Below are 24650 nucleotides of genomic sequence, written 5' to 3' on the forward strand. Positions count from 1 at the left end.
GTATTTTCCGCACTGAAATTCCACTTCGAGCCGCAATAGCAGCGGTGAAGGTATGCATCATGTCCTCTGAATCCCTGAATCTGGCCGACTTGAAGGCCAAAAGCCCCAAAGACCTTCTGGCGATGGCCGAAGAGCTGGAAATCGAAAACGCCTCGACCATGCGCAAGGGCGAGATGATGTTCCAGATCCTGCGCGAACGCGCGGATGAGGGCTGGACCGTTGGCGGCGATGGTGTGCTTGAGGTTCTGCAGGACGGCTTCGGCTTCTTGCGCTCGCCCGAGGCGAACTATCTGCCGGGTCCCGATGACATCTATGTCTCGCCCGACATGATCCGTCTGCATTCGCTGCGCACCGGCGACACCGTTGAAGGCGAAATCAAAGCGCCTGATGATAGCGAGCGGTATTTCGCGCTGACCAAGGTCACCAAGATCAACTTTGAAGATCCTGAGAAGGCCAAGCACAAGATCCTGTTCGACAACCTGACGCCGCTCTACCCAGATGAGCGCCTGAAGATGGAGATCGAAGATCCCACCATCAAGGACAAATCGGCCCGCGTGATCGATCTGGTCTCGCCCATCGGTAAAGGTCAGCGGTCGCTGATCGTGGCGCCGCCGCGGACCGGTAAGACAGTGATCCTGCAGAACATTGCCCATTCTATCGAACAGAACCACCCGGAATGCTATCTGATCGTCCTGCTGATCGATGAACGCCCGGAAGAGGTGACCGACATGCAGCGCTCGGTGAAGGGTGAGGTCGTGTCCTCGACCTTCGACGAACCGGCAACCCGCCACGTGGCCGTGTCCGAGATGGTCATCGAAAAAGCCAAGCGTCTGGTCGAGCATAAACGAGATGTTGTTATTCTTCTCGATTCGATCACAAGACTTGGTAGGGCCTTTAACACCGTGGTCCCATCCTCGGGTAAGGTTCTGACCGGTGGTGTGGACGCGAACGCCCTGCAACGCCCGAAACGCTTCTTTGGTGCGGCGCGGAACATCGAAGAGGGTGGCTCGCTGACCATCATTGCCACGGCGCTGATCGACACCGGCAGCCGGATGGACGAGGTGATCTTTGAAGAATTCAAAGGCACCGGTAACTCGGAAATCGTTCTGGACCGCAAGATTGCCGACAAACGCGTGTTCCCGGCCATCGATATTCTCAAATCCGGTACCCGGAAAGAGGACCTGCTGGTCGACAAAGGCGATCTGGCCAAGACCTTCGTTCTACGCCGCATCCTGAACCCGATGGGCACGACCGACGCAATCGAGTTCCTGTTGTCGAAGTTGAAACAGACCAAGACAAACGGCGAGTTCTTCGATTCGATGAACACCTGACACAGGTCTTAACCCACGCGAGGCCTTCGAATGGATACGATATTCGCCTTGGCCAGCGCGCAAGGCAAAGCAGGGGTGGCGGTCATCCGCCTCTCTGGCCCTGTCGCCCGTACCGCTGCGGAAAAGATAACCGGTGGCCCTCTTCCGCCACGGGGTATGAACCTGCGCGCCCTGCGGGACGCAGATGGCGCGCGTCTGGATGATGGGCTGATCCTGACCTTTCAGGCCCCGGCCAGCTTTACCGGTGAAGACGTCGCCGAGTTGCAAATCCACGGCAGTACCGCCGCCGTCAATGCTGTGATGCGATGCCTGTCTGAGACTGACGGGCTGCGTCTGGCCGAGCCCGGAGAATTCACCCGCCGCGCCCTTGAAAACGGCAAGATGGACCTGACTCAGGTCGAGGGTCTAGCAGATCTGATCGACGCCGAAACCGAAGCGCAACGCAAACAGGCACAGACGATTCTGGCCGGAGAGTTGGGCAATCTGGCCGAACGCTGGCGGCGCGATCTAATACGGGCTGCATCGCTGTTGGAAGCCGTGATTGATTTCGCCGATGAAGAGGTTCCCACCGATGTGACCCCGGAAGTCCGGCAGTTGATCTTAGGCGTGAGCGCAGAGTTGCAACGCGAAGCAGACGGCGTTCGGATCGCAGAACGCATACGAACCGGGTTCGAAGTTGCCATTGTCGGCCTGCCCAATGCAGGCAAGTCCACCCTGTTGAACGCTTTGGCCGGACGCGAGGCTGCAATCACGTCGGAATATGCGGGTACAACGCGGGATGTGATCGAAGTGCGCATGGATCTGGCCGGGCTGCCGGTCACTCTGTTGGATACGGCCGGGTTGCGCGACACCGAAGATCATGTCGAAAACCTGGGTATTGCGCTGGCGAAGAAGCGCGCGGAAGCGGCTGACTTGCGTGTTTTCCTCACCGATGATCCATCAGAGCTTGGGGTTGAAATGCGGTCCGGTGACATTCAGGTCAGGCCGAAAGCGGATCTTCAGAAAGGTGTAACGCTCGGTGTCTCGGGTAAAACCGGGCAAGGGATTGATGAGCTGATTTCCAACATATCGTGTGTTTTAAGTGAACGAACTACTAGCCATGGTATAGCTACCCGCGAACGGCACAGGATTGCGCTGATCAACGCCAAAGAGGCGTTGACCGCTACCATGTCGGTTCTGGAATCAGGCCCGGACCTGTATGATATTGCGGCAGAAGAACTTCGCACCGCGATCCGCGCGCTTGAGGTTTTGGTCGGCAGAATTGGGGTCGAAGATTTGTTGGACGAAATCTTCTCAAGCTTCTGTCTTGGAAAATAAGGAGTGTTTCACGTGAAACATTCGGATTTCGATGTTGTAGTCATAGGCGCCGGCCATGCCGGAACCGAAGCCGCTCACGCCGCAGCCCGTATGGGAGTAGCGACAGCATTGGTGACGTTGTCCGCATCCGACATCGGGGTCATGTCCTGCAACCCGGCCATTGGTGGGCTGGGGAAGGGCCATCTTGTGCGCGAAATCGACGCGCTGGATGGCGTTATGGGTCGGGTCGCGGATCAGGCGGGTATCCAGTTTCGTCTTTTGAACCGCCGCAAAGGCCCGGCGGTGCAGGGGCCCAGAACCCAAGCCGACCGCGCGCTGTACCGCGCGGCGATGCAGAAAGAGACGGAAGGCCAGAGCAATCTGTCAGTCATTGTTGGTGAAGTGATCGATTTTCTGATGGATGGGGAGCGCGTGGCCGGAGTGAAACTCGGCGACGGTTCAGAGGTCAAAGCGCGCGCTGTCATCCTTACATCCGGTACCTTCCTGCGCGGCGTTATTCATATCGGTGACGTGTCCAAGCCCGGAGGCCGCATGGGCGACCGACCCTCTGTCAAACTGGCAGAGCGGCTGGACAGCTACAACCTGCCGACCGGACGCCTGAAAACAGGTACACCACCTCGGCTGGACGGGCGAACCATCGACTGGACCGGGTTAGAGCGGCAGGACGGGGATGATGAACCGACCCTGTTTTCGTTCTTGTCGACTTCGGTTGTCGCGCCCCAAATCTCCTGCGGGATCACACATACAAACGCGCGGACCCATGAGATTATTGAAAAAAACCTAAGTAAATCGGCGATGTATGGCGGTCATATCGACGGTGTTGGGCCTCGGTATTGCCCGTCAATTGAAGATAAGATTGTTCGGTTCGCGGATAAGGACTCGCATCAGATCTTCCTGGAACCGGAAGGCGTGAATGATCATACAATATACCCCAACGGGATCTCAACCTCGCTGCCGCAAGACGTGCAGCTGGACTATGTCCGGTCGATCAAAGGGTTGGAACAGGCCGAGATCCTTCAGCCTGGATATGCGATTGAATATGATTACGTCGATCCGCGTGTGTTGACCGCAAGATTGTCTCTGCCGGATGTTCCCGGACTATATCTTGCGGGTCAGATCAATGGCACCACAGGATATGAGGAGGCGGCAGCCCAAGGCATGGTCGCGGGCCTCAACGCGGCATTGGACGTACAGGGCAAAGATCCGCTGCATTTCACGCGGGCCGATAGCTATATCGGCGTCATGATTGATGATCTGACAACCCGAGGGGTGGCTGAGCCGTACCGTATGTTCACCTCACGCGCCGAGTTTCGGTTGTCTCTGCGGGCGGACAATGCGGACCAACGCTTGACCCCGCTGGGGGTGCAGACTGGATGTGTTGGTCAGGAACGCCGTGTCCATTTTGAAGCCAAAATGGACAAGTTGGATGCCGCCAAATCGCTGCTGACCCAGCAGACATACACCCCAAAACAGGTCCGAGAGGCTGGAATCAACGTCAATCAGGACGGAAATCGCCGGGATGGGATGGCGATTCTGGCGTTTCCTGACGTCTCTTTTGAAGATATGTTGCCGCTCATTCCTCAGTTGACCTCGGTGGAACCTGATATTCGGCTGCAGATTGCGCGGGATGCGCTGTATGCGAATTACATCGCACGACAGCAGCGCGACGTCGAAGCCATGAAGCGTGATGAGTCCTATGTTATTCCGCGCGAATTCGATTTCTTTTCGCTCGATGGGTTGTCATCAGAGATGAAACAGAAACTCTCGCAAGCCAAACCAGCAAATATCGCCCAAGCCAGCAGGGTTGAAGGCGTGACTCCGGCGGCTTTGACACTGGTGCTGGCCAAGTTGCGTCGGGACGAAAAAGCGCGAAAAGCATGACTCTGGACCATTCAAAACTCGATGCGCTCGATGTTTCACGTGAAACATTCGAGCGGCTGAGCCTCTATGTTGACCTGGTGAAGCGCTGGAATCCAAGGATCAACCTGGTATCGCGTAACAGCATGAATGACATCTGGAATCGGCACATTCTGGATTCAGTACAGGTTTTCCGGTGCGCTGATCCCTTTGAAGCCTGGGCTGATCTGGGTAGCGGTGGCGGTTTTCCCGGGATGGTCTGTGCGATCATTGCTGTGGAAGAGGCGCCGAACACCCATTTTCATTTTGTCGAAAGCGATCAAAGGAAATCTGCTTTTCTGCGGAATGTCGCGCGGGAGTGCGGGGTTTCCTGCCAGGTGATCTCCAAAAGGATCGAAGCGATTGATCCATTGGGCGCTGACATCCTATCAGCCCGGGCCCTGGCAGACTTGAATACGCTTTTGTCATTTTGTGACAGGCATTTAAGCGAGTTCGGCACGGCCTTGTTGCCGAAAGGCGCGAACTGGAAAAAAGAACTGGTCGAGGCACAGGAAGAATGGAAATTCGAAGCCGAGCCGATTACAAGTTTAACAGAACCCCAGGCTGTCATCCTTAAGATCAAAGGAGTATCACGTGGTTGATCTATCTCGTCCTTCCGGGCCCCGGATAATTGCGGTTGCCAATCAGAAGGGCGGAGTTGGAAAGACAACCACGGCGATCAATCTGGCAGCAGGGTTGGCCGAGGCCGGATGCCGCGTTTTGGTGGTTGACTTGGATCCTCAGGGTAATGCTTCAACCGGGCTGGGTGTCGAAGATCGGGATTGGACCACCTACGACCTCATTCTTGACGATGCGCCCTTGGAAGCCGTTGTGCAGGAGACCGAGATTGATGGGCTGTTTGTCGTTCCGGCCACTGTTGACCTGAGTTCTGCCGATATCGAACTGATTTCCAACGAAAAACGCAGCTATCTGTTGCATGATGCGCTGCGTCAGACCTCGATCGACAGTTTTGAGCTTGATTTTGTTCTGATCGACTGTCCCCCATCCCTGAATTTGTTGACTGTGAACGCCATGGTTGCCGCCCATTCGGTGCTGGTTCCATTGCAAAGCGAATTCTTCGCGCTGGAAGGTCTTTCGCAGCTTATGCTGACGATCAGAGAGGTTCGGCAAACCGCGAATCCGGACCTGAGAATCGAAGGTGTTGTGTTGACCATGTATGACAACCGCAACAACTTGTCCCGTCAGGTCGAAAAAGATGCGCGTGACAATCTGGGTGAGATGGTTTTTAAAACCAAGATACCGCGGAATGTCCGGGTCAGTGAGGCCCCGTCTTATGCGTTGCCTGTTTTGCAATATGATTCAGGTTCGCTTGGGGCGATGGCGTATCGGCATCTGGCCCGCGAAGTCATGCACAAGAACAATAAAGTCGCCGCTTAGGCGGCAGTGAGGAGGGCGACGTGAGCGCCAAGAAAGCAAAGCCAAGGGGTCTGGGACGCGGGTTGTCTGCCCTGATGGCGGACGTAACTCAGGAAGCTGATGATCTGGCACCGACTCAGCCGCGTCGACCTGACCTGACGGTTCCGATTGAAAAGCTGCAAGCCAACCCAAATCAGCCGCGCCGGACGTTTTCGCCAGAGCAGTTGGATGAGCTCGCGACCTCGGTCAAGGAAAAGGGCATCATCCAGCCCCTGATCGTGCGGTCCATTGGTGAAGGCGCCTATGAAATCGTCGCGGGTGAGCGTCGTTGGCGCGCGGCGCAAATGGCGCAACTGCATGATATTCCAGTCATAGTTCGGGATTTCGACGATACCGAGGTTCTGGAAGTTGCAATCATTGAAAACATTCAGCGGGCCGATCTGAACGCGGTGGAAGAAGCCGCCGGATATAAGCAGTTGATGGACCGGTTTGGTCACACGCAGGAAAAACTGGCCGAGGCTTTGGGTAAAAGCCGCAGCCATATTGCAAACCTTCTGCGTCTTTTGTCCTTGCCGATGGATGTGCAGACATTGGTGATCGAAGGCAAACTGTCCGCAGGGCACGCGCGGGCGCTGATCACGGCCGAAAATCCGTCGGAACTTGCCAAACAGGTTGTTAAGGAAGGTCTGTCCGTTCGCGCCACCGAAGCTTTGGTGAAGAAGCAGCAGCAGGGTGATACTGACCGCCCCGCGCCGAAGTCGCGAAACCTGAATGCAGGCAAGGATGCGGATACGCGGGCGCTTGAGAAGGATCTTTCGGCTATTCTGGCGATGAAAGTGTCGATCAATCACAAGCCGGGAACCGAGACCGGGCAGGTTGTTCTGACCTATGAGAATCTGGATCAGCTGGACGATCTGTGTGCGAAACTCAGCCGTTAGGGCGGGTCCAGATAAAGACCATGACGCCGCCCAGAACGACGGCTTGAATGATCAAGACATGGGGCGGCGCAGATAACATGACTGCGAGGCTGAATACGGCGGCGACCGACAAGGTGGCCGCCTTTTTTGCAGCCGGGCGGATAGCGCCGGATCGCTGCCAGTCCAGGATCATTGGCCCGAACAGCCTGTGCGTGATCAGCCAGTTATGTAGGCGGGAGGAGGATCGGGCGAAGAAAAACGCAGCCAGCAGCAGAAAAGGCACCGTAGGCAGCAACGGCAGAACGACGCCGACCATTGCAAGCGCAACGCAAACAAGTCCCAGCCCGGCCCAGAGAAACTGCATTCGCTACTCCAAAAGCTCTCGGATCACGGCATTCAAAACCGCGCGCCCATCTGCTGTTGCACTAAGCCGCCCGTTCTGATGGCAGATCATGCCAATATCGGTCAGGTGATCCAGTGCGTCCGAGGGCAGGGGTAGGCCAGATAACCGACTGTATCGATCAATATCTAGTCCTTCAGCTACGCGCATACCCATCATAAGGTATTCTTTGGCTTGATCCGTCGGGGATAACGTTGTGCGCTCTTTTTCCCCGTTGCCTTGTGTGGCCGCTTTCAGCCAGCGGTCCGGGTTCAGGTAGGTCTCGGTTGCGTGTTTCTGGCCGTTCAACGTGACCCGCCCATGGGCACCGGGACCGATCCCCACGTAATCGCCATAGCGCCAATAGATCAGATTGTGCCGGGATTCCGCACCGGGGCGGGCATGGTTGGAGACCTCATAGGCAGGCAGGCCGTGGGCGTCGCAGATATCCTGCGTGGCCAAGTACATATCGGCGGCGCTTTCATCTTCGGGCAGACCGCGCAGCTTGCCTAGGGCGTAACGGTCGCCAAAGGCGGTGCCGTCTTCGATGGTCAGTTGGTACAGCGACAGGTGGTCGATGGCCATCGACAGTGCATCAGACAGTTCCGCGCGCCACGCGTCCAAAGTTTGATGTTGTCGGGCATAGATCAGATCGAAACTGACCCGGTCAAAGCAATTGCGCGCGATGTCATAGGCGGCGCGGGCCTCGGCCACCGTATGGATGCGGCCCAATCGGCGCAGGTCTTCGTCATTCAGGGCCTGAACCCCCATCGAGATGCGGTTCACCCCGGCGTCGCGATAGGCGGCAAACCGACCAGCCTCGACCGAGCCGGGATTGGCCTCAAGCGTGATTTCCATATCGTTCGAGGGGCGCCACAGGGCGCGGGCCGTGTCGATCACCGCTGCGACGGTGTCGGGGTCCATCAGTGACGGGGTGCCGCCACCAAAGAAAATCGTATCAAGAACGCGATCCGGGGTTTCAGTGGCGCTGCGGTGCAACTCGCCCAGATATGCGTCAAGCCATTGTTTTTGATCAATATTTCTGGAAACGTGACTGTTGAAATCGCAATAGGGGCATTTGGCCTCGCAAAAGGGCCAATGCACATACAGGCCAAAGCCCCCGTTGCGCCAATCATCCGCCAAAGCAGCCTTTCACGAACATCTCCACCGCGCGGCCGCGATGGCTGATCTTGTTCTTTTCCCAGCGATCCATTTCGGCAAAGGTAATGTCATGGCCCTCGGGGACAAACATCGGATCATAGCCGAACCCGTCCTTGCCACGGATTGGCCAGGTCAGATGGCCGGGGGCGATGCCTTCGAACACCTCGTCATGCCCGTCGGGCCAGGCAAGAACCAGCGTGCAGCGGAATTGCGCGGTGCGCGGATGAGGGGCGTTTTTCGCCTCGAGTTCGTTATGGGCGCGGGTCATCGCCATCAGAAAATCGCGACCGTCACCGGTTTCGGCCCAATCTGCAGTGTAAACGCCGGGCGCGCCGTCCAGCGCGTCGATGGTGATCCCGGAATCGTCCGACAGGGCAGGCAGGCCAGTGGCCCTGGCGGCGGCATGAGCTTTGATCCGGGCGTTGCCGACAAAGGTATCCTCGGTCTCTTCCGGTTCCGGCAGGTTCATCTCGCCCGCACCCACGACGGTCACACTAAAGGGCTCAAGCAGATGCGCCATCTCCTCAAGCTTGCCCTTGTTATGCGTGGCCACCAGCAGCCTGTCGCCGTCGAACCTGCGGGTCATACGGTGGCGGCTTTCTGGGCTGCGGCCAGTTCCGCCACGCCTTTTTCGGCCAGATCCATCAACTGGTCCATCTGGGCGCGGCTGAAGACGGAGCCTTCAGCGCTCATCTGCACTTCGATCAGTTTGCCCGATCCTGTCATGATGAAGTTTCCATCGACGCCCGCTTCGCTGTCCTCGGGGTAGTCCAGATCCAGAACCGGCTGACCGGCGTAAATCCCGCAGGACACGGCGGCAACAGGGTCTACCAAGGGGTCCGAAATCACATCGCCCGCCTTCATCAGCTTGTTCACCGCCAGACGCAGCGCCACCCAACCGCCGGTGATAGAAGCACAACGGGTGCCGCCATCGGCCTGGATCACATCGCAGTCCACGGTGATCTGACGTTCACCCAAGGCAACCCGATCCACACCGGCACGCAGGGCGCGGCCGATCAGGCGCTGAATCTCCACGGTGCGCCCGCCTTGCTTGCCGCTTGCCGCCTCACGCCGCATCCTTGTGTTGGTCGCGCGGGGCAGCATACCGTATTCGGCAGTGACCCAACCAAGGCCCGAGCCTTTGATGAAGGGCGGCACGCGATCCTCGATCGTGGCGGTGCACAGTACATGGGTATCGCCCATCTTGATCAGGCAGGAACCTTCGGCATGTTTGGTAAAGCCGGTCTCGATTGAAACCGCGCGCATTTCGTTTAGATCACGTCCTGAGGGTCGCATGGAAAATCCTTTGTTTGCTGGGTTGGGGATAACGCCCCGCAGCGTTACGATGCAACCCCGATTGACCTTTCATTTGCCTGCGATTTAATGGCGATCCAGCAAAGGAACGCGGATGAGCGAAGCAAGCAAAATTCTGAGCGAGATGAACGACCGGTCGCGCGAGGTGTTCCGGCTGATCGTCGAAAGCTATCTGGACAGCGGTGAGCCCGTTGGCAGCCGGACGCTGACCCGCACCCTGTCGGAAAAAGTCAGCGCCGCAACCGTGCGCAACGTGATGCAGGATCTGGAATATCTCGGCCTGCTCGACAGTCCCCATGTCAGTGCCGGGCGGATTCCGACCCAGCAGGGTCTGCGGATGTTTGTGGACGGCTTACTTGAAGTTGGCGATCTGGGGGCTGATGACCGGCAGAAGCTTGATGAGACTTTAGGCTCTAACGCGGGCGATGTGGGCGGGATGCTGGACCGAGTGGGGTCGGCCTTGTCACACGTGACACATGGGGCCTCGCTGGTTCTGACCCCCAAACATGAGACCGAGATCAAACATATCGAGTTTGTCTCACTGGCGCATGATCGCGCCTTGGTGGTTCTGGTGTTCTCGGACGGGCATGTGGAAAACCGCCTGTTCACACCACCTCCGGGGCAGACGCCCAGTTCGATGCGCGAGGCAGCGAATTTCCTGAACGCGCTGATCGAGGGGCGCACGCTGAGCGAAGTGCGCCGTCAGATGCAAAGCCAGATCGACGCGCGCAAACAGGAAATCGACGTGCTGGCACGCGAGATGGTCGAAAGTGGCATGGCCGCCTGGGACGGGGATGGGGGCGACTCGGCCCGTTTGATCGTGCGCGGGCGGGCGAATCTGCTGGGTGACTCTGGCGAGGCCGAGGAGCTGGACCGTATCCGCACCCTGTTTGACGATCTGGAACGCAAGCGGGACATCGCGGAATTTCTGGAATTGACCGAAGAAGGCGACGGTGTGCGCATTTTTATCGGGTCCGAGAACAAACTTTTCTCACTTTCGGGTTCCTCTTTGGTGGTGTCTCCATATATGAACGCTGATCGAAAGATTATCGGTGCGGTTGGGGTCATCGGGCCCACGCGTCTGAACTATGGACGGATCGTGCCGATCGTGGATTATACGGCGCAACTGGTCGGCAAGCTGATATCCGACCGGAGCTAGAGGGTAAGAGATGGCAGAGCCCAAGAACGAAGATTTTCTGGACGATATCGCAACCGCCGAGGCGGAAGAGCTGGCCGAAGAGCTGATGGATATCAGCGAAGAGGCGCTGGAGATCGACGCGCTGCGTGCCGAGCGGGACGATTACAAGGACAAGTTCATGCGCGCGCTGGCGGATGCCGAGAATGCGCGCAAGCGTGGCGACAAGGCGCGCCGCGATGCCGAGCAATATGGTGGTTCAAAGCTGGCCCGTGACATGTTGCCAGTCTATGACAACATGAAACGTGCGCTTGAAGCGGCGACGGATGAGCAGAAAGAGGTTGCTGCCGGTTTGCTGGAAGGTGTTGAGCTGACCATGCGGGCGCTGAAGGATGTGTTCCAGAAGCACGGGATCGAGGTGATCACGCCCGAAGTTGGCGACCGTTTCGATCCGAATGTGCATGAGGCGATGTTTGAGGCTCCGGTGCCGGGGACCCGCGCGGGCGATATCATTCAGGTTTCTGCCGAAGGGTTCATGCTGCATGACCGGTTGCTGCGTCCGGCGCAGGTTGGGGTGTCGTCGACACCTGCGAGCTGATTGGCCTCTGCGAGGCCAAGCCTCCGGCGGAGGTATTTTTGAACAGAAGAAGGGGCGGTCAGGATTTGGCCGCCTCTTTCAGTTTGTAGATCAGGTCGAGGGCCTCGCGCGGGGTAAGCTCGTCCGGCAGAATATCCGCCAGCATGTCGGTGACAGGGGAAGCCTTGGGGGCTGGCGGCGGCGGGGGCGGCGCGGCGGAGAACAGGGGCAGGTCATCGATCAGGGCTTTTTGCTTGCCGCCTTCGCGTTCGGTTTTTTCCAGCTGGTCCAGTACGATACGCGCCCGGTCCACCACCGATGCGGGCAGGCCTGCAAGCTGGGCGACCTGTACGCCGTAGGACCGGTCGGCGGCGCCTTTGTGGACCTCGTGCAGGAAGATCACCTCGCCTTCCCACTCCTTGACCGCCACGGTGGCGTTGTCGACGCCTTCGAGTTTACCGGCCAGCGCGGTGAGTTCGTGGTAGTGGGTCGCAAAGAGCGCGCGGCATTGGTTGGCCGCGTGAAGATGTTCCAATGTGGCCCAGGCGATCGACAACCCGTCATAAGTGGCGGTGCCGCGGCCAATCTCGTCGAGGATCACCAGCGCGCGGTCGTCGGCCTGGTTCAAGATGGCGGCGGTTTCTACCATTTCCACCATGAAGGTCGAGCGGCCCCGTGCCAGATCGTCGGATGCGCCGACACGGCTGAACAACTGGCTGACGAGGCCGATATGGGCCTTCTCTGCCGGGACGTAGCTGCCCATTTGCGCCAATAAGGCGATCAGGGCGTTCTGGCGCAGGAAGGTTGATTTACCCGCCATGTTGGGGCCGGTCAGCAGCCAGATGGCGGCACCCTTGTCGGCGCTGAGGTCGCAGTCATTGGCGATGAAGGCATCGCCACCTTGCTGGCGCAGGGCGTGTTCGACAACCGGGTGGCGACCGCCCTGAACGTCGAAGGCGCGCGAGGTGTCGACCTGCGGGCAGCACCAGTTTTCGCCGCGTGCCAGATCGGCCAGCGCGGTGGTCAGATCGAGTTCGGCCAGCCCTCGGGCGGCTTGATTCAGATGCGCAGCTTTGGCCAGAATCTCACCAGAAATCCTTTGATAGAGCCTTTTTTCAATCTCCAGCGCCAGATTACCCGCATTCAGGATGCGGGTTTCGATCTCGGACAGTTCAACGGTGGTGAACCGCACCTGATTGGCGGTGGTCTGGCGGTGGATATAGGTCTCGGAGAACGGCGGGTTCAGCATCTTTTCGGCATGGGTTGCCGTGGTTTCGATGAAATAGCCAAGCACGTTGTTGTGTTTGATCTTCAGCGATGTGATGCCGGTATGTTCCGCGTATTTCTGCTGAAACCCTGCAATGACGGATCGGCCTTCGTCGCGCAGGGTGCGGGCCTCGTCCAACTCGCTGTCGAAACCGGGGGCGATGAAGCCACCGTCGCGGGCCAGCAGGGGCGGTTCGGCGACAAGGGCGTCGTCCAGCAGGGTCAGCAGGTCGTCGAAACCGGTCAGGTTCTGCACGGCGGTGGCCAGAAGGATGGGTAGATCTTGCGGGGCGCAGAGTTCGGCGATGGTCGCCGCCTGCGCCAGACCGTTGCGGATGGCGGCGAGATCGCGGGGGCCACCGCGTTCCAGCGAAAGCCGCGACAGGGCGCGGTCCAGATCGGGGGTTTTGCGCAACGCCTCGCGCAGGTCCGAGGCGGTCAGGCTGTCTTCGGTGGCGAAGCTCACCGCGTCCAGACGGGCGTGGATGACGTCGAGATTGCGCGAGGGGCTGGAGAGGCGCTGTTCCAGCAGCCGCGCGCCGCCCGGTGTGACTGTGCGGTCGACCACCGACAGCAGCGATCCGGCGCGTCCGCCGGACAAAGATCGGGTCAGTTCCAGATTGCGCCGCGTCGCCGCGTCGATCTGCACAACGCGGTCTTCGGATTCCTTGAGCGGCGTTTGCAACAGGGGCAGTTTGCCCTTTTGCGTGATCTCCAGATAGTCGATCAAAGCGCCCATGGCCGAAATCTCGGCACGCCCGAAGGTGCCGAAGGCGTCCAAAGCGCCCACGTGAAACAACCCGCAGATGCGTTTTTCTGCCGCGGTGCTGTCGAAACTGGCGCGCCCGATGGGAGTGAGTGAAATGCCCAGATCGCGGACGGATTCCTGCAGAGGCTGTTCCGACCCGTCTGCCACGATCAACTCGGACGGGGCAAGCCGGGCCAGTTCGGGGCTGAGGCGTATGGACGTCAAAGGCATCACGTGAAACGCACCGGTGGAAATGTCGGCCCAGGCCAAAGCGGCCTCATCCCGGACCTCGGCATAAGCGGCCAGAAAGTTGTGGCGGCGGGCCTCAAGCAGCGCGTCCTCTGTCAGAGTGCCGGGTGTCACCAGACGTACGACATCGCGCTTTACCACCGATTTAGAGCCTCTTTTCTTCGCCTCGGCCGGGCTTTCCATCTGTTCGCAGACGGCCACGCGGAACCCTTTGCGGATCAGGGTCAGCAAATAGCCCTCGGCGGCATGAACCGGCACGCCGCACATGGGAATATCGGCGCCGTTGTGCTTGCCGCGTTTGGTCAGGGCGATATCCAGCGCCTCGGCGGCATTCACCGCATCCTCAAAGAACATCTCGTAGAAATCGCCCATGCGGTAGAACAGCAGAGCGTCGGCATGGGCCTGTTTGATTTCGAGATATTGCGCCATCATCGGCGTGACTGTGGACAAAAGCGGCCCCCTTCTGGCGTATTCCGGGCGCGACCTTACAAACGCGGCCCCCGCGACGAAAGGTGAAAACGTATTCCCGTTGAGGCGCAGCCCCGCCTGCGCTATGAGGCATCAGCCCCGAAGTCATGGAACCGACGTTTAAAATGCCCAAAGCGAAGATCACCAAAGAAGAGGCGCTGGCCTTTCACCTGGACCCCACCCCCGGCAAATGGGAGGTGCAGGCCACCGTCCCCATGACCACCCAGCGCGATCTGTCGCTGGCCTACAGCCCCGGCGTGGCGGTTCCCTGCGAAGCCATCGCCGAAGCGCCCGAGACGGCGTATGACTATACCAACAAGGGCAATCTGGTGGCCGTGATCTCGAACGGCACCGCCGTTCTGGGCTTGGGTAATCTGGGCGCGCTGGGCTCGAAACCGGTGATGGAGGGGAAATCGGTCCTGTTCAAACGGTTCGCCGACGTGAACTCGATCGATATCGAACTGGATACCGAGGACCCGGATGAGTTCTGCCGCGCGGTCAAGCTGATGGGGCCGACCTTTGGTGGTATCAACCTGGAAGACATCAAGGCGCCGGAATGTTTCATCATCGAGCAGCGCCTGAAGGAAGAGATGGACATCCCCGTCTTCCACGACGACCAGCATGGCACGGCGGTGATCTGTGCGGCGGGTCTGCTGAACGCGCTGCATATCTCGGGCAAGAAGATCGAGGATGTGAAGATCGTTCTGAACGGGGCAGGCGCTGCGGGGATTGCCTGTATCGAACTGCTCAAGGCGATGGGTGCAAAGCATGAAAATTGCATCGTCTGTGACACCAAGGGCGTGATTTATCAGGGCCGGACCGAGGGCATGAACCAGTGGAAATCGGCCCACGCGATCACCACCGAGTTGCGCACGCTGGAAGAGGCCATGAAGGGCGCGGACGTGTTCCTGGGCGTGTCGGTCAAAGGTGCGGTGACGCAGGATATGGTTGCCAGCATGGCCGACAACCCGGTGATATTTGCGATGGCGAACCCGGACCCCGAGATCACTCCGGAAGAGGCGCATGAGGTCCGCGTTGACGCCATCGTCGCCACCGGGCGCAGCGACTACCCGAACCAGGTGAACAACGTTCTGGGCTTCCCCTACCTGTTCCGTGGGGCGCTGGACATCCACGCTCGCGCCATCAATGACGAGATGAAGATCGCCTGTGCCCATGCGCTGGCCCGTCTGGCGCGCGAGGATGTGCCGGATGAAGTCGCCATGGCCTATGGCAAATCGCTGACCTTTGGCCGCGATTACATCATCCCGACGCCGTTCGATCCGCGCCTGATCCACCGTATCCCGCCTGCGGTCGCCAAGGCCGGGATGGATACCGGGGCCGCGCGGCGTCCGATCATCGACATGGACGCCTATGAGCTGAGCCTGAAATCCCGCATGGACCCGACCGCCAGCATTCTGCGCGGCCTGAACGCCCGCGCCCGTCAGGCGCAAAGCCGGATGATCTTTGCCGAGGGCGACGATCCCCGCGTGTTGCGCGCGGCGGTGATGTATCAGCGCTCGGGCTTTGGCAAGGCGTTGGTTGTCGGTCGGCCCGACGAGGTGAAAACCAAGCTGGAAGAGGCCGGTCTGGGCGACGCCGTGCGCGAGCTTGACGTGGTTAACGCCGCCAACACCACTCATTTGGAAACCTACAAGGATTTCCTTTACAAGCGTTTGCAGCGCAAAGGGTTCGACCGCAAGGACATCCACCGCCTTGCAGCCCGAGACCGGCATGTGTTTTCGTCGCTGATGCTGGCGCATGGGCATGGGGACGGGCTGGTCACCGGTGCCACGCGCAAATCGGCGCATGTGATGGACCGGATCAACCATGTCTTCGACGCCGATGCCGCCCATGGCGCGGCAGGCGTGACCGCGCTGCTGCACAAGGGCCGCATCGTGTTGATCGGCGATACGCTGGTGCATGAATGGCCGGACGAAAACGATCTGGCCAACATCGCCGAACGCTCGGCCGCTGTGGCGCGTCATATGGGGCTGGAGCCGCGTGTGGCCTTCGTCAGCTTCTCGACCTTCGGCTATCCGGTGTCGGAACGGGCCGAGAAGATGCATGTCGCGCCCGAGGTTCTGGACCGTCGCGGCGTCGATTTCGAATACGAAGGCGAGATGACCGTCGATGTGGCGCTGAACCTCGATCAGCAAGAGGCGTACCCCTTCTCGCGCCTGACCGGCCCGGCAAATATCCTGATCGTGCCTGCACGCCATTCGGCCAGCATCTCGACCAAGCTGATGCAGGAAATGGGCGGTGCCACCGTGATCGGTCCGATCCTGTCCGGTGTCGACAAGCCGATCCAGATCTGCTCGACCGTGTCGACGGCGAATGACATTCTGAACATGGCCATTCTGGCCTCTTGCGATATTGGATAAGCCATGACGATCTGGAACCTCGGCTCGATCAATGCGGATATGGTCTATGCCCTGCCGCATCTGCCCGCGCCGGGGGAGACGCTGGCGGCCAGCGGGCTGGAGCGTTTTCTGGGCGGCAAGGGGGCCAATATGTCGGTCGCGGCAGCGCGGGCCGGGTCACGGGTCAGTCATATTGGCGCGGTCGGGGCCGACGGGCGCTGGGCGAAGGATCGGCTGACCGAATATGGCGTCGATACAAGGTTTATTGCCGAAGTCGATGTGCCCACCGGCCATGCCATCGTGGCCGTGGATGCGCAGGGTGAGAACCTGATTGTCCTCTTCCCCGGATCCAACCACGCGCTGGAGGTGTCGCAGGTCGGGCAGGCGCTGGCGTCTGCCAATACCGGGGACCTTCTGGTTCTGCAGAACGAAACCAACGCGCAGGTCGAGGCCGCCCGGATGGGGCGCGAGCTGGGCCTGACCGTCTGCTACGCGGCCGCCCCGTTTCAGGCCCAAGCCGTGCAGGACGTTCTGCCTTATCTGGATTTTCTGATCCTGAATGAGGTTGAGGCCGAGCAATTGCGGCAGGAAACCGGGCTGGATGCCGCGCAACTGCCGGTGCGCCATGTCATCGTCACCCTTGGCGCAAAAGGCGCGCGGTATCTGCAACAGGGCTGTGAACCGGTTGATTTTGCGGCCCACAAGGTTCAGGCGGTCGATACGACCGGTGCGGGGGATACGTTCACCGGTTATGTTCTGGCCGGGATGGACCGGGGGATGCCGATGGAACAGGCGATCCTGCAAGCAAATCGTGCCGCGGCCCTGATGGTCACGCGGCACGGTACGGCGGATGTCATTCCTGATCTGCGCGAAGTGCGCGACGCGTCTTTCGATTAAGACCCGGCAAAGGGTGCGTCTGTGCCCCAAAGCTGTTTCACACGCGCATCCCGACCGCAGGCATTGCGATAGGCCTTATAGGCGTTCTTCTGACGTTTCGGACCAAAGCGGGTGAAGACCAGTTTTTCGCCCTTGTAATAATCCTGATGGTAGGCCTCGGCCGGGTAAAAGGTAGATTCTTGCAAGATTGGCGTCACCACCGTCTGACCCAATGCGGCCTGCGCCTGTGCCTTGGCCTTTTCCGCTTGCGCCTTTTCGCCCGAGTTAGAGACGAAAATCGCTGTGCGATAGCTGTCACCCCGGTCGCAGAACTGACCGCCCGCATCGGTGGGATCGACCGAGCGGAAGAACATGTTCAATAGCGTTTCACGGGAAACCCGGGCCGGATCGAAGGTGATCTGAACCGCTTCGTAATGGCCTGTACCGCCTTTTGAGACCTGATCATAGGTTGGGTTGGCCGATTTGCCACCGGTATATCCCGACACCGCGCCCACGACACCGGGGACGGATTCGAAATCGGATTCGACGCACCAGAAACACCCGCCCGCAACGGTCAGTGTCTCGGTGCCTGCCGCCTGAGCGGGCAGGACCCGCAGCATCGCGGCCAAAGTTATGAACGTCAGCAACAGGGCGGGCTTCACAAAATCGAGGTAGGCAGTTCGGGTCATGGCAGGTCTCCTTCCGAGACTGAAAGTGGCCCGAGAACCGACCCGTTGCAATTGCCTGACATCGATTGTCACGCGCTGGTGAGACGAGTTTATCCGCAGCCTAACCAACCTGTCTCGCCAGATCCTGAAACGCTGCAAACTGCTCTGCAATCGCCTGTGCGGCGGTGTCCAGCAGGCGCGCGCCATCCTCGGGCGTGGCCAGCGCGGAATGGGATCCGACGCGGCCATCCGGGAACGCCGCCCGGTGCTCATTGGGCGGGCCGTGACGGTCGCCGCTATGGGCGCGGATGTATTCAGGGCTGAGTTTCACAGGGGGATCGGCGGCCAATCCCGCTGGCAGAGCCCCCAACAGGTTTTGCGTGATGGCGATCTCGGACGGGGTGGCGTGCATCCCTTCCCACGCGCCATAAAGGTTCTGGCGCAGGGCGTTGACGCTGGGCGGCTCCCACCAGCTGACAATTTGAATCCGACCAGCGGGCAGGGCGTCAGCAATACGGTTCAACGGTGCCAGATTGGCGCCGTGACCATTCACAACAAAAACACCGGTAAACCCTTGCACCAGCAGGCCCGAGATGACCTCGCTCCCCATGGTTTGAAAAATCGGCTCCGACAGGGAGACCGTACCGGGAAAGGCCGTATTGAACGGGGTCGGGGTGTAGGCCAGCGCCGGGGCCACGATGGCATCGCACCGCTTGGCTGCGGCCAGCGCAATCGCTTCGGTGCAGATCGTGTCGGTTCCGATCCGGCCCATCGGCCCATGCTGCTCGGTCGATCCCACGGGCAGAAGGATTGCGGCCCCGGCCTTGATCCGGGCCTCGACCTCATACCATGTCATATGATCCAGTTTCATGATTACAGCCTGACTATTACTTTTCCTTTTGGCAACACGCCGATACGCTGAGCGCATGGAACAGCCGCGTACCATTGAAACCCGGAAGCCGCCGCTTGATCATGTGATCGGGCTGGCCGTCAAAACCCATCGTATGCTTGCAGGTCTGACGCTGGCCGAGTTGTCGGGTCAGTCCGGGGTCTCGACCGCGATGATCTCGAAGATCGAACGCGGACAGGTCTCGGCCTCGCTTGGAACGCTGGAAGCGCTGGCAAACGGGATCGGTGTCCCCCTGATCAATTTCTTTGCCGCAACGGTCGAACGGTCCGATGTGTCCTTTGTTGCGGCGGGCGAGGGTGTGACGGTGCAGCGGCTGGGCAGCGGTTACGGTCATGGCTACAAGCTGATCGGCCGCGCCGAGGCCAAGCATGTCAGTTTCGAAAGCTTCAGCGTAACGCTGGAATCGCCTCTGGGGCCACGACCGTCATATCAACATCAGGGGATCGAGTTCATCCACGTCACCGATGGTGAGATGGTCTATGGCTGCGGGGATGAAACCTATCATATGCGCCCCGGCGACTCCTTAAGCTTTGATTCAAACGCAGCGCATGGGCCGGTTGAGCTGAAGACGGACAAGGTCAGTTTCATAACCGTTGTGGCCAAGGCCGTGCCCAGCGGAAATTGAAAACGCCCGGCGGTTGGCCGGGCGCTGGTCAGGTCAGAGACCCCATTTCTTTCTGTTTTCTTCGAAGAAGCCCTGCGCCTTCTTCACCTCGATCCAGTTGTTGACGTAGTTGATCCAGACCTGATCGTCCTGCGGCAGGATCATCGCGATGGGCGAAGGCGAACGGGGGCCCGCGTTCTTCACGCGGACAACCGGGAATTTGTCTTCAAGGGTCGAGCCTTCGATGTTCGATGTGATGAACACATCCGCGCGTCCGGCGATAACCTCCTGAAAACCACGGGCCGGCGCTTCGACAACCTTGATTTCCGCATTCGGGAACCATTCACGCACGCGCTTTTCAAAGGTGGTGCCCAATGTGGTGGCAACCGTCACATCGGGTTGGTTGATCGAGTCGTAGCCGTCGAATTTGTCGGCCTTGTCCTTGGTGGTGTAGGGGAACAACTCGACCGCGATATAGCTGTCCGAAAACCCGGCAACCTTCATGCGCGGCGGCGAGATCGAAGCCGAGCCGGTCAGGTGGTACTTGCCCGCAACCACACCGTTGACCAGGGTTTTCCAGTCGGTCGGCACATATTCGACCTCGACCCCCAGATCGGTGGCCAGTTCGTTCATGATGTCGATGTCATAGCCCTTGTAGCTGTTCGTCGCCGGATCGCGCAGGGACATCGGGTTCCAGTCGCCGGTTGTGCCGACTTTCAGAACGCCCGAATCCAGCACTTCGTTCAGGGCCGATTGTGCATGTGCCGCGCCCGACAATACCAGTCCAAGCGCTGCGGCTGCCGCAGCTTTCCAAATCGTGTTCATTTATTTCTCCCGTTGGTGGCTGTTGGGTCTTGCTGCCATATTGTTCCTTGATTTAAGCGCGAAGGGGAAGATAACCTCAAGAAAATATTCCACTGTGAATAAAATAAGGGCAGGTCAGCCAATGCCAGACGCCGCCATCGAGCTTGTTGATGTGAACAAGTGGTTCGATACGTTTCACGTTCTCAAAGACATCAATCTGACGGTCAACAGTGGCGAAAAGGTGGTGATCTGCGGGCCTTCGGGGTCGGGCAAATCCACCGTTGTGCGCTGTATCAATCAGTTGGAGAAGCACCAGAAAGGCACCATCCGCATTGATGGGGTGGAACTGAAGGATGATGCCAAATCCGTGGCCACGATCCGGTCCGAGGTCGGCATGGTTTTTCAGCAGTTCAACCTGTTCCCGCATCTGACCGTTCTGGAAAACCTGACGCTGGGCCCGATCAAGGCGCGCGGCCTCAGCCGGAAAGACGCCGAAGACCGCGCCCGCCATTACCTGGAACGCGTGCATATCCCCGATCAGGCCGACAAACGCCCGATCCAACTGTCTGGCGGTCAGCAACAGCGCGTGGCAATCGCCCGGTCTCTGTGCATGGAGCCCAGGGTTCTGCTGTTTGACGAACCGACCTCGGCCCTCGATCCGGAAATGATCGCCGAGGTGCTCGATGTGATGGTCGAACTGGCGAATGAGGGCATGACCATGGTTGTTGTCACGCATGAGATGGGCTTTGCCCGCAAGGTCGCCGACAACATGATCTTCATGGATGCGGGTGAGATCGTGGAACAGGGCAAGCCGGAACATTTTTTCACCAATCCCACCTCGGATCGGTGCCGGAAGTTCCTGAGCCAGATTTTGCAGCACTGAGTGGGTATGATGAAAAAAACGCTTCTTCTTCTGATCCCGCTTTTGGCTCTGACCGGCTGTTCTTCGTCCCAGACCTGGGGCTGGTACGTGATCGATCCCACGACGGATACGGGCTGGACCAATGTGAAATTCCTGATTTCGGGCATGGGGGCGACGATCCAGATCTCTTTGATCGCAGCCGTTCTGTCGATTGTGATCGGTCTGCTGGTCGCCTTGCCCGGTCTGTCCGAAAAACGCGGCTGGCGGTTGCTGAACAGGGTCTATGTCGAGTTCGTCCGCGCGATTCCGCTGCTGCCTATGCTGTTTTGGGTGTTCTACGGCCTGCCGATTGTCTTTCAGTCGATGGGTATGAACATCCCAATCGATCCGTTCTGGGGTGCAATCATCACTCTGGCGATCTCGGACAGCGCCTTTACGGCTGAAATTTACCGCGCGGGCATTCAATCCATCGCACGCGGTCAGCGCGAAGCGGCGCAGACCATCGGGCTGAACTATGTGCAAACCATGCGCTACGTGATCCTGCCGCAGGCGATCCGACGCATTCTGCCCCCCTTGGCAAACCAGTTCATCTACATCGTCAAGATGAGCGCCTTTGCCAGCGTCATCGGCATGCAGGAACTGACCCGCCGCGCGAACGAGCTGGTGGTGACCGAATACCGCCCGCTGGAAATCTACACATTGCTGATTTTCGAGTACCTGATCCTGGTTCTGATCATCAGCGCCGGTGTGCGCTGGCTGGAACGCCGCATGGGCGCGGATGAACGCGGTTAAGACGGAGAATAAAATGGACTGGAAAGACTTCATGGCCGAGACCGAGGCCAATATCGGCACCTTCTCGAAAGAAGTGCCCGAAACCGTGCGCGGTTTTGGCATCATGGGAAAGGCCGCCAAGGCCGATGGGGCGCTGAGCGAAAAGACCAAGGAATTTGTCGCGCTGGGCATTGCCGTTGCCACAAAATGCGACAGCTGCATCGGGTTTCACGTGAAATCGCTCGTCCGCCTGGGTGCCACGCGCGAGGAACTGTGCGAGGCGCTCGCCATGGCAACCTATATGGGTGGAGGCCCATCCTTCGGATACAGTGCAAAGGCCCTGAAAGCCTTTGATGTGTTTTCGGAGTAACCCCCATGCGTCCTGATCTGGCCGGAGCCGAGGGCTTTATCCGAAACTGCTGGTACGTTGCAGGACGCAGCGGGGATTTCGGTCGCGATCTCAGTCCCGTGCGGATGCTGAACGAAGCGATCGTGATCTACCGCGACACCAAAGGCGCGGCCATAGCGCTGGAAGATGCCTGTCCGCACCGCAAACTGCCCCTGTCGCGCGGAACGGTCGAGGGCGATCATGTTGTTTGCGGCTATCACGGGCTGACCTTCGATTGCAGCGGCGAATGTGTGATCGCGCCAACGCAGTTGGACAACCCCCCGCGTCGCGCCGCTGTGCATTCCTACCCGGCCGAGGATCGCTGGGGATTCCTGTGGCTGTGGATGGGTGATCCGGCGCAGGCCAATCCGGATGACATCATCGACATCCCGAATTTCGACAACCCAAGCTGGGGCAAGACCCAGACCGGCGCGATGGAGATGGCGTGCCACTACCTGTACATCATCGACAATCTGCTGGACCCCAGCCATGTGGCCTGGGTGCATCTGACTTCATTTGCCGGGGCCGGAACCGACAACCGGCCCCTTGATCTGGAAGAGACCGAAAGCGGCGTCATCGTCTCACGCTGGATCGCGGACGAACCTGCACCGCCATACTATGCGCCGATCCTGCCCTTTGGCCCAACCTGCGACCGCAAGCAGCATTACGAATGCCGCCTGCCATCGACCGCGATCAACATGTCCGTCTATACGCCGGTGGGTGAGGGCGGGGCGGATCGTCCCATCTCGGACAATGCGTTCATCAATATCTCTTACAACTTCATCACGCCGGTGGATCACGAAAGCGCACGCTATTTCTGGTTCCAGCATCGCAACATGCACGCCGATGACGCCGCCATGTCCCAGCGGATGTTCGACGGCGCGGTTATGGCGTTCAATGAGGACAAAGAGGTGCTGGAATATGTCCAGACCGGTATGGCGCAGCGCAAATCCGGCTATATCAACCTTGGGCTGGATGCGGGCGCGATGCGTTTCCGGTCGCGGGTAGCGAAGATGATCGCGTCCGAGTCAGTGGGCTGACAACCGGCCATTTGCGCCCTGTCCGACCCGCTGTTCGGGCGCGTCAAAAACGGCTCTGATACAGGGGTATTCGTCCAGAATTGCCTGCCCACCCGGGATCAGCCCGGGTCTGAAAACACCATTGTCCCAGATCGCCACACCATCCACGGCAATCGTCGGGTCCAGCACGTTCAGCGAAATCTCACCCGGCGCGTAATGCCCGCAGGTGTGAAAATGCAACAGGCGGGGGTTGCCAAAGGCCGACCCGCTCCACCGTTCGAAATTCTCGAAAGCAGGCGCGGTATAGGCGCATCCCGGATGAATGCCAGCATGCCACGAATGCATGGTCATCGGGTCCAGATCAAACATCTGCCCGACCTTCTGATAATGCATCTGGGCGCAGTGAACGTCCATGTCATGACCGGAAAACCCGGTCAAACGCCCGCCGTCAAAGTGAACCGCCAACGGTTCCCTCAGGTCGCAGCCATAAGGCTGATAGAATTTCGACCCGGTCCCCACAAGAAATCCATCCTGCATTACAATGCCGGAAAAGCCCTGGGCCGGGACGGGCGCAAAAACGGACATCGGAAAGCGCGCCACGCTGACATCCGCTGCGCCTTGCTTAGGATACGCGGCCCCCGGTCCGCTGAAATCCGTACCCAAGGGGCAGGTGACATGGATGCGCTCGGCCCCGGCCATCACGGCATTCACCGCGTTTTTCAGGGCGACAAACCCGGTGTAATTCGCCCGGCCAAAGCCCGAGGCCAGCATCTGCGCGTCCAACGCATATGACATGATGGGCTGAATGCCCGACAAGCCCGTGTCAAACCTGATCTGGTCGCCGGTGCGGGACAGGAACAGCGTTCGATCCGCAGCCTTCATATCGGCAATCAATTGATCGGACAGTTTGACCTCAATCGGGTCAAAAGGCACTGTTTGTACGGATGTGTCGATCTGCAGGGTGCGGGCGCAGTCCAGAATGGCCTGTCCGATCTCTTCATCGTAGTAGGCGTTTCCGGGGTCTTCGCACAGAACAAGCAGGCGATCGCCCCGGGACAGGCCACCGCATCGCAGCAACAGGTTTTCAGCGCCTGAATACAAATCAGACCGGTGCATTCCGTCTGCTCCTTACCAAGAATGATCCCAAGACTCGCTGGCCTGTTCACGATTTTGTTATAATCAAAAATCTCTTGCCAGTAAAAACTTTTACTGACACTCCCAAAAACACCGGCAATCAACCGCAGGAGAACCCC

At 59.2% G+C, this 24650-nt stretch carries 24 protein-coding genes; 15 read left to right on the forward strand and 9 right to left on the reverse strand.

What is annotated here, in order from left to right; genetic code table 11:
- Nucleotides 1-59: 59 nt before the first annotated feature.
- The 6 genes from rho to ACR0MO_RS09845 are packed head-to-tail and all read left to right on the forward strand — an operon-like array spanning nt 60 to nt 6859.
- Nucleotides 60-1331 carry a transcription termination factor Rho gene (gene rho, locus ACR0MO_RS09820; protein WP_170453350.1) on the forward strand — a complete coding sequence of 424 codons (1272 nt, stop codon included), beginning with the start codon at nt 60-62 and terminating at the stop codon, nt 1329-1331.
- A 30-nt stretch (nt 1332-1361) separates the two neighbouring features.
- The gene (mnmE, locus tag ACR0MO_RS09825) at nt 1362-2648 is read left to right on the forward strand and encodes a tRNA uridine-5-carboxymethylaminomethyl(34) synthesis GTPase MnmE (RefSeq protein WP_480890981.1); all 1287 of its coding nucleotides are present in this window, start codon (nt 1362-1364) and stop codon (nt 2646-2648) included.
- Nucleotides 2649-2660: 12 nt separating this feature from the next.
- Nucleotides 2661-4529, forward strand: a complete 1869-nt coding sequence (gene mnmG, locus ACR0MO_RS09830; protein ID WP_480890983.1) for a tRNA uridine-5-carboxymethylaminomethyl(34) synthesis enzyme MnmG — start codon at nt 2661-2663, stop codon at nt 4527-4529.
- On the forward strand, nt 4526-5146 hold the full coding sequence (rsmG, locus tag ACR0MO_RS09835; RefSeq protein WP_170453353.1) for a 16S rRNA (guanine(527)-N(7))-methyltransferase RsmG: 621 nt from the start codon (nt 4526-4528) through the stop codon (nt 5144-5146). The genes mnmG and rsmG overlap by 4 nt, the downstream gene beginning before the upstream one ends.
- Nucleotides 5139-5942 carry an AAA family ATPase gene (locus ACR0MO_RS09840; protein ID WP_170453354.1) on the forward strand — a complete coding sequence of 268 codons (804 nt, stop codon included), beginning with the start codon at nt 5139-5141 and terminating at the stop codon, nt 5940-5942. The genes rsmG and ACR0MO_RS09840 overlap by 8 nt, the downstream gene beginning before the upstream one ends.
- A 20-nt stretch (nt 5943-5962) precedes the next feature.
- On the forward strand, nt 5963-6859 hold the full coding sequence (locus ACR0MO_RS09845) for a ParB/RepB/Spo0J family partition protein (RefSeq protein WP_170453355.1): 897 nt from the start codon (nt 5963-5965) through the stop codon (nt 6857-6859).
- Here ACR0MO_RS09845 and ACR0MO_RS09850 read toward each other — a convergent pair.
- Genes ACR0MO_RS09850 through rph form a run of 4 tightly spaced genes read right to left on the reverse strand, consistent with a single transcriptional unit; the run spans nt 6849 to nt 9674 of the window.
- Nucleotides 6849-7202 (reverse strand): YbaN family protein, encoded by a 354-nt coding sequence (locus ACR0MO_RS09850; RefSeq protein ID WP_170453356.1) that lies wholly within the window; start codon nt 7200-7202, stop codon nt 6849-6851. The genes ACR0MO_RS09845 and ACR0MO_RS09850 overlap by 11 nt on opposite strands.
- Nucleotides 7203-7205: 3 nt before the next feature.
- Entirely contained in the window at nt 7206-8360 is a 1155-nt protein-coding gene (hemW, locus tag ACR0MO_RS09855) for a radical SAM family heme chaperone HemW (protein WP_480890987.1), read from the reverse strand.
- Nucleotides 8350-8964, reverse strand: a complete 615-nt coding sequence (gene rdgB / locus ACR0MO_RS09860; protein ID WP_480890990.1) for an RdgB/HAM1 family non-canonical purine NTP pyrophosphatase — start codon at nt 8962-8964, stop codon at nt 8350-8352. Before rdgB ends, hemW begins: the two co-directional genes overlap by 11 nt.
- Nucleotides 8961-9674, reverse strand: a complete 714-nt coding sequence (gene rph / locus ACR0MO_RS09865) for a ribonuclease PH (RefSeq protein WP_480890992.1) — start codon at nt 9672-9674, stop codon at nt 8961-8963. Before rph ends, rdgB begins: the two co-directional genes overlap by 4 nt.
- 112 nt (nt 9675-9786) lie before the next feature.
- Here rph and hrcA point away from each other — a divergent pair, with 112 nt between their 5' ends.
- Together hrcA and ACR0MO_RS09875 are read left to right on the forward strand one after the other, a co-directional pair.
- Nucleotides 9787-10851, forward strand: coding sequence for a heat-inducible transcriptional repressor HrcA (hrcA, locus tag ACR0MO_RS09870; RefSeq protein WP_170631560.1), 1065 nt, complete (start codon nt 9787-9789; stop codon nt 10849-10851).
- A 10-nt stretch (nt 10852-10861) separates the two neighbouring features.
- Nucleotides 10862-11425, forward strand: coding sequence for a nucleotide exchange factor GrpE (locus ACR0MO_RS09875; protein ID WP_170453361.1), 564 nt, complete (start codon nt 10862-10864; stop codon nt 11423-11425).
- A gap of 58 nt (nt 11426-11483) precedes the next feature.
- Here ACR0MO_RS09875 and mutS read toward each other — a convergent pair whose 3' ends face one another.
- Complete coding sequence (mutS, locus tag ACR0MO_RS09880) at nt 11484-14099, reverse strand: DNA mismatch repair protein MutS (protein ID WP_480891262.1); 2616 nt, start codon at nt 14097-14099, stop codon at nt 11484-11486.
- 161 nt (nt 14100-14260) lie between these two features.
- On the opposite strand from mutS, the gene ACR0MO_RS09885 reads away from it, so the two are divergent.
- Together ACR0MO_RS09885 and ACR0MO_RS09890 are read left to right on the forward strand one after the other, a co-directional pair.
- Complete coding sequence (locus ACR0MO_RS09885) at nt 14261-16516, forward strand: NADP-dependent malic enzyme (protein ID WP_170520907.1); 2256 nt, start codon at nt 14261-14263, stop codon at nt 16514-16516.
- A gap of 3 nt (nt 16517-16519) precedes the next feature.
- Nucleotides 16520-17392 (forward strand): ribokinase, encoded by an 873-nt coding sequence (locus ACR0MO_RS09890; protein ID WP_170453363.1) that lies wholly within the window; start codon nt 16520-16522, stop codon nt 17390-17392.
- On the opposite strand, the gene msrA is transcribed toward ACR0MO_RS09890, so the two are convergent.
- Entirely contained in the window at nt 17389-18060 is a 672-nt protein-coding gene (gene msrA, locus ACR0MO_RS09895; RefSeq protein ID WP_170623512.1) for a peptide-methionine (S)-S-oxide reductase MsrA, read from the reverse strand. The two genes, ACR0MO_RS09890 and msrA, sit on opposite strands and share 4 nt — an antisense overlap.
- Nucleotides 18061-18160: 100 nt before the next feature.
- On the reverse strand, nt 18161-18910 hold the full coding sequence (locus tag ACR0MO_RS09900; protein ID WP_480890996.1) for a creatininase family protein: 750 nt from the start codon (nt 18908-18910) through the stop codon (nt 18161-18163).
- A gap of 55 nt (nt 18911-18965) precedes the next feature.
- Here ACR0MO_RS09900 and ACR0MO_RS09905 point away from each other — a divergent pair, with 55 nt between their 5' ends.
- Nucleotides 18966-19574 (forward strand): helix-turn-helix domain-containing protein, encoded by a 609-nt coding sequence (locus ACR0MO_RS09905; RefSeq protein WP_480890999.1) that lies wholly within the window; start codon nt 18966-18968, stop codon nt 19572-19574.
- Nucleotides 19575-19607: 33 nt separating this feature from the next.
- Here the strand turns inward: ACR0MO_RS09905 and ACR0MO_RS09910 are convergent, their stop codons facing one another.
- A complete protein-coding gene (locus ACR0MO_RS09910) occupies nt 19608-20378 on the reverse strand; it encodes a transporter substrate-binding domain-containing protein (protein WP_170520917.1) in 771 nt (256 codons plus the stop codon).
- Nucleotides 20379-20499: 121 nt separating this feature from the next.
- On the opposite strand from ACR0MO_RS09910, the gene ACR0MO_RS09915 reads away from it, so the two are divergent.
- The 4 genes from ACR0MO_RS09915 to ACR0MO_RS09930 are packed head-to-tail and all read left to right on the forward strand — an operon-like array spanning nt 20500 to nt 23418.
- Nucleotides 20500-21240 carry an amino acid ABC transporter ATP-binding protein gene (locus tag ACR0MO_RS09915; protein ID WP_170453368.1) on the forward strand — a complete coding sequence of 247 codons (741 nt, stop codon included), beginning with the start codon at nt 20500-20502 and terminating at the stop codon, nt 21238-21240.
- 9 nt (nt 21241-21249) lie between these two features.
- Nucleotides 21250-22011, forward strand: a complete 762-nt coding sequence (locus tag ACR0MO_RS09920; protein ID WP_480891001.1) for an amino acid ABC transporter permease — start codon at nt 21250-21252, stop codon at nt 22009-22011.
- Between the two features lie 13 nt (nt 22012-22024).
- Nucleotides 22025-22360, forward strand: a complete 336-nt coding sequence (locus tag ACR0MO_RS09925; RefSeq protein ID WP_170453370.1) for a carboxymuconolactone decarboxylase family protein — start codon at nt 22025-22027, stop codon at nt 22358-22360.
- A 5-nt stretch (nt 22361-22365) separates the two neighbouring features.
- The gene (locus ACR0MO_RS09930; protein ID WP_480891003.1) at nt 22366-23418 is read left to right on the forward strand and encodes an aromatic ring-hydroxylating dioxygenase subunit alpha; all 1053 of its coding nucleotides are present in this window, start codon (nt 22366-22368) and stop codon (nt 23416-23418) included.
- Here the strand turns inward: ACR0MO_RS09930 and ACR0MO_RS09935 are convergent.
- A complete protein-coding gene (locus tag ACR0MO_RS09935; protein WP_480891005.1) occupies nt 23407-24513 on the reverse strand; it encodes a hypothetical protein in 1107 nt (368 codons plus the stop codon). The two genes, ACR0MO_RS09930 and ACR0MO_RS09935, sit on opposite strands and share 12 nt — an antisense overlap.
- Nucleotides 24514-24650 lie beyond the last annotated feature (137 nt).

It is taken from the genome of Ruegeria sp. K5, from assembly GCF_056531805.1.

Coding starts and splice junctions, on each gene's coding strand:
- rph (WP_480890992.1), bottom strand. CDS start 9,674: ATGCGACCCTCAGGACGTGATCTAAACGAAATGCGCGCGGTTTCAATC.
- rho (WP_170453350.1), top strand. CDS start 60: ATGTCCTCTGAATCCCTGAATCTGGCCGACTTGAAGGCCAAAAGCCCC.
- ACR0MO_RS09885 (WP_170520907.1), top strand. CDS start 14,261: ATGCCCAAAGCGAAGATCACCAAAGAAGAGGCGCTGGCCTTTCACCTG.
- ACR0MO_RS09850 (WP_170453356.1), bottom strand. CDS start 7,202: ATGCAGTTTCTCTGGGCCGGGCTGGGACTTGTTTGCGTTGCGCTTGCA.
- ACR0MO_RS09920 (WP_480891001.1), top strand. CDS start 21,250: ATGAAAAAAACGCTTCTTCTTCTGATCCCGCTTTTGGCTCTGACCGGC.
- mutS (WP_480891262.1), bottom strand. CDS start 14,099: ATGATGGCGCAATATCTCGAAATCAAACAGGCCCATGCCGACGCTCTG.
- msrA (WP_170623512.1), bottom strand. CDS start 18,060: ATGACCCGAACTGCCTACCTCGATTTTGTGAAGCCCGCCCTGTTGCTG.
- mnmE (WP_480890981.1), top strand. CDS start 1,362: ATGGATACGATATTCGCCTTGGCCAGCGCGCAAGGCAAAGCAGGGGTG.
- ACR0MO_RS09900 (WP_480890996.1), bottom strand. CDS start 18,910: ATGAAACTGGATCATATGACATGGTATGAGGTCGAGGCCCGGATCAAG.
- ACR0MO_RS09905 (WP_480890999.1), top strand. CDS start 18,966: ATGGAACAGCCGCGTACCATTGAAACCCGGAAGCCGCCGCTTGATCAT.
- ACR0MO_RS09890 (WP_170453363.1), top strand. CDS start 16,520: ATGACGATCTGGAACCTCGGCTCGATCAATGCGGATATGGTCTATGCC.
- ACR0MO_RS09935 (WP_480891005.1), bottom strand. CDS start 24,513: ATGCACCGGTCTGATTTGTATTCAGGCGCTGAAAACCTGTTGCTGCGA.
- ACR0MO_RS09925 (WP_170453370.1), top strand. CDS start 22,025: ATGGACTGGAAAGACTTCATGGCCGAGACCGAGGCCAATATCGGCACC.
- ACR0MO_RS09875 (WP_170453361.1), top strand. CDS start 10,862: ATGGCAGAGCCCAAGAACGAAGATTTTCTGGACGATATCGCAACCGCC.
- rdgB (WP_480890990.1), bottom strand. CDS start 8,964: ATGACCCGCAGGTTCGACGGCGACAGGCTGCTGGTGGCCACGCATAAC.
- ACR0MO_RS09915 (WP_170453368.1), top strand. CDS start 20,500: ATGCCAGACGCCGCCATCGAGCTTGTTGATGTGAACAAGTGGTTCGAT.
- ACR0MO_RS09910 (WP_170520917.1), bottom strand. CDS start 20,378: ATGAACACGATTTGGAAAGCTGCGGCAGCCGCAGCGCTTGGACTGGTA.
- rsmG (WP_170453353.1), top strand. CDS start 4,526: ATGACTCTGGACCATTCAAAACTCGATGCGCTCGATGTTTCACGTGAA.
- ACR0MO_RS09930 (WP_480891003.1), top strand. CDS start 22,366: ATGCGTCCTGATCTGGCCGGAGCCGAGGGCTTTATCCGAAACTGCTGG.
- hrcA (WP_170631560.1), top strand. CDS start 9,787: ATGAGCGAAGCAAGCAAAATTCTGAGCGAGATGAACGACCGGTCGCGC.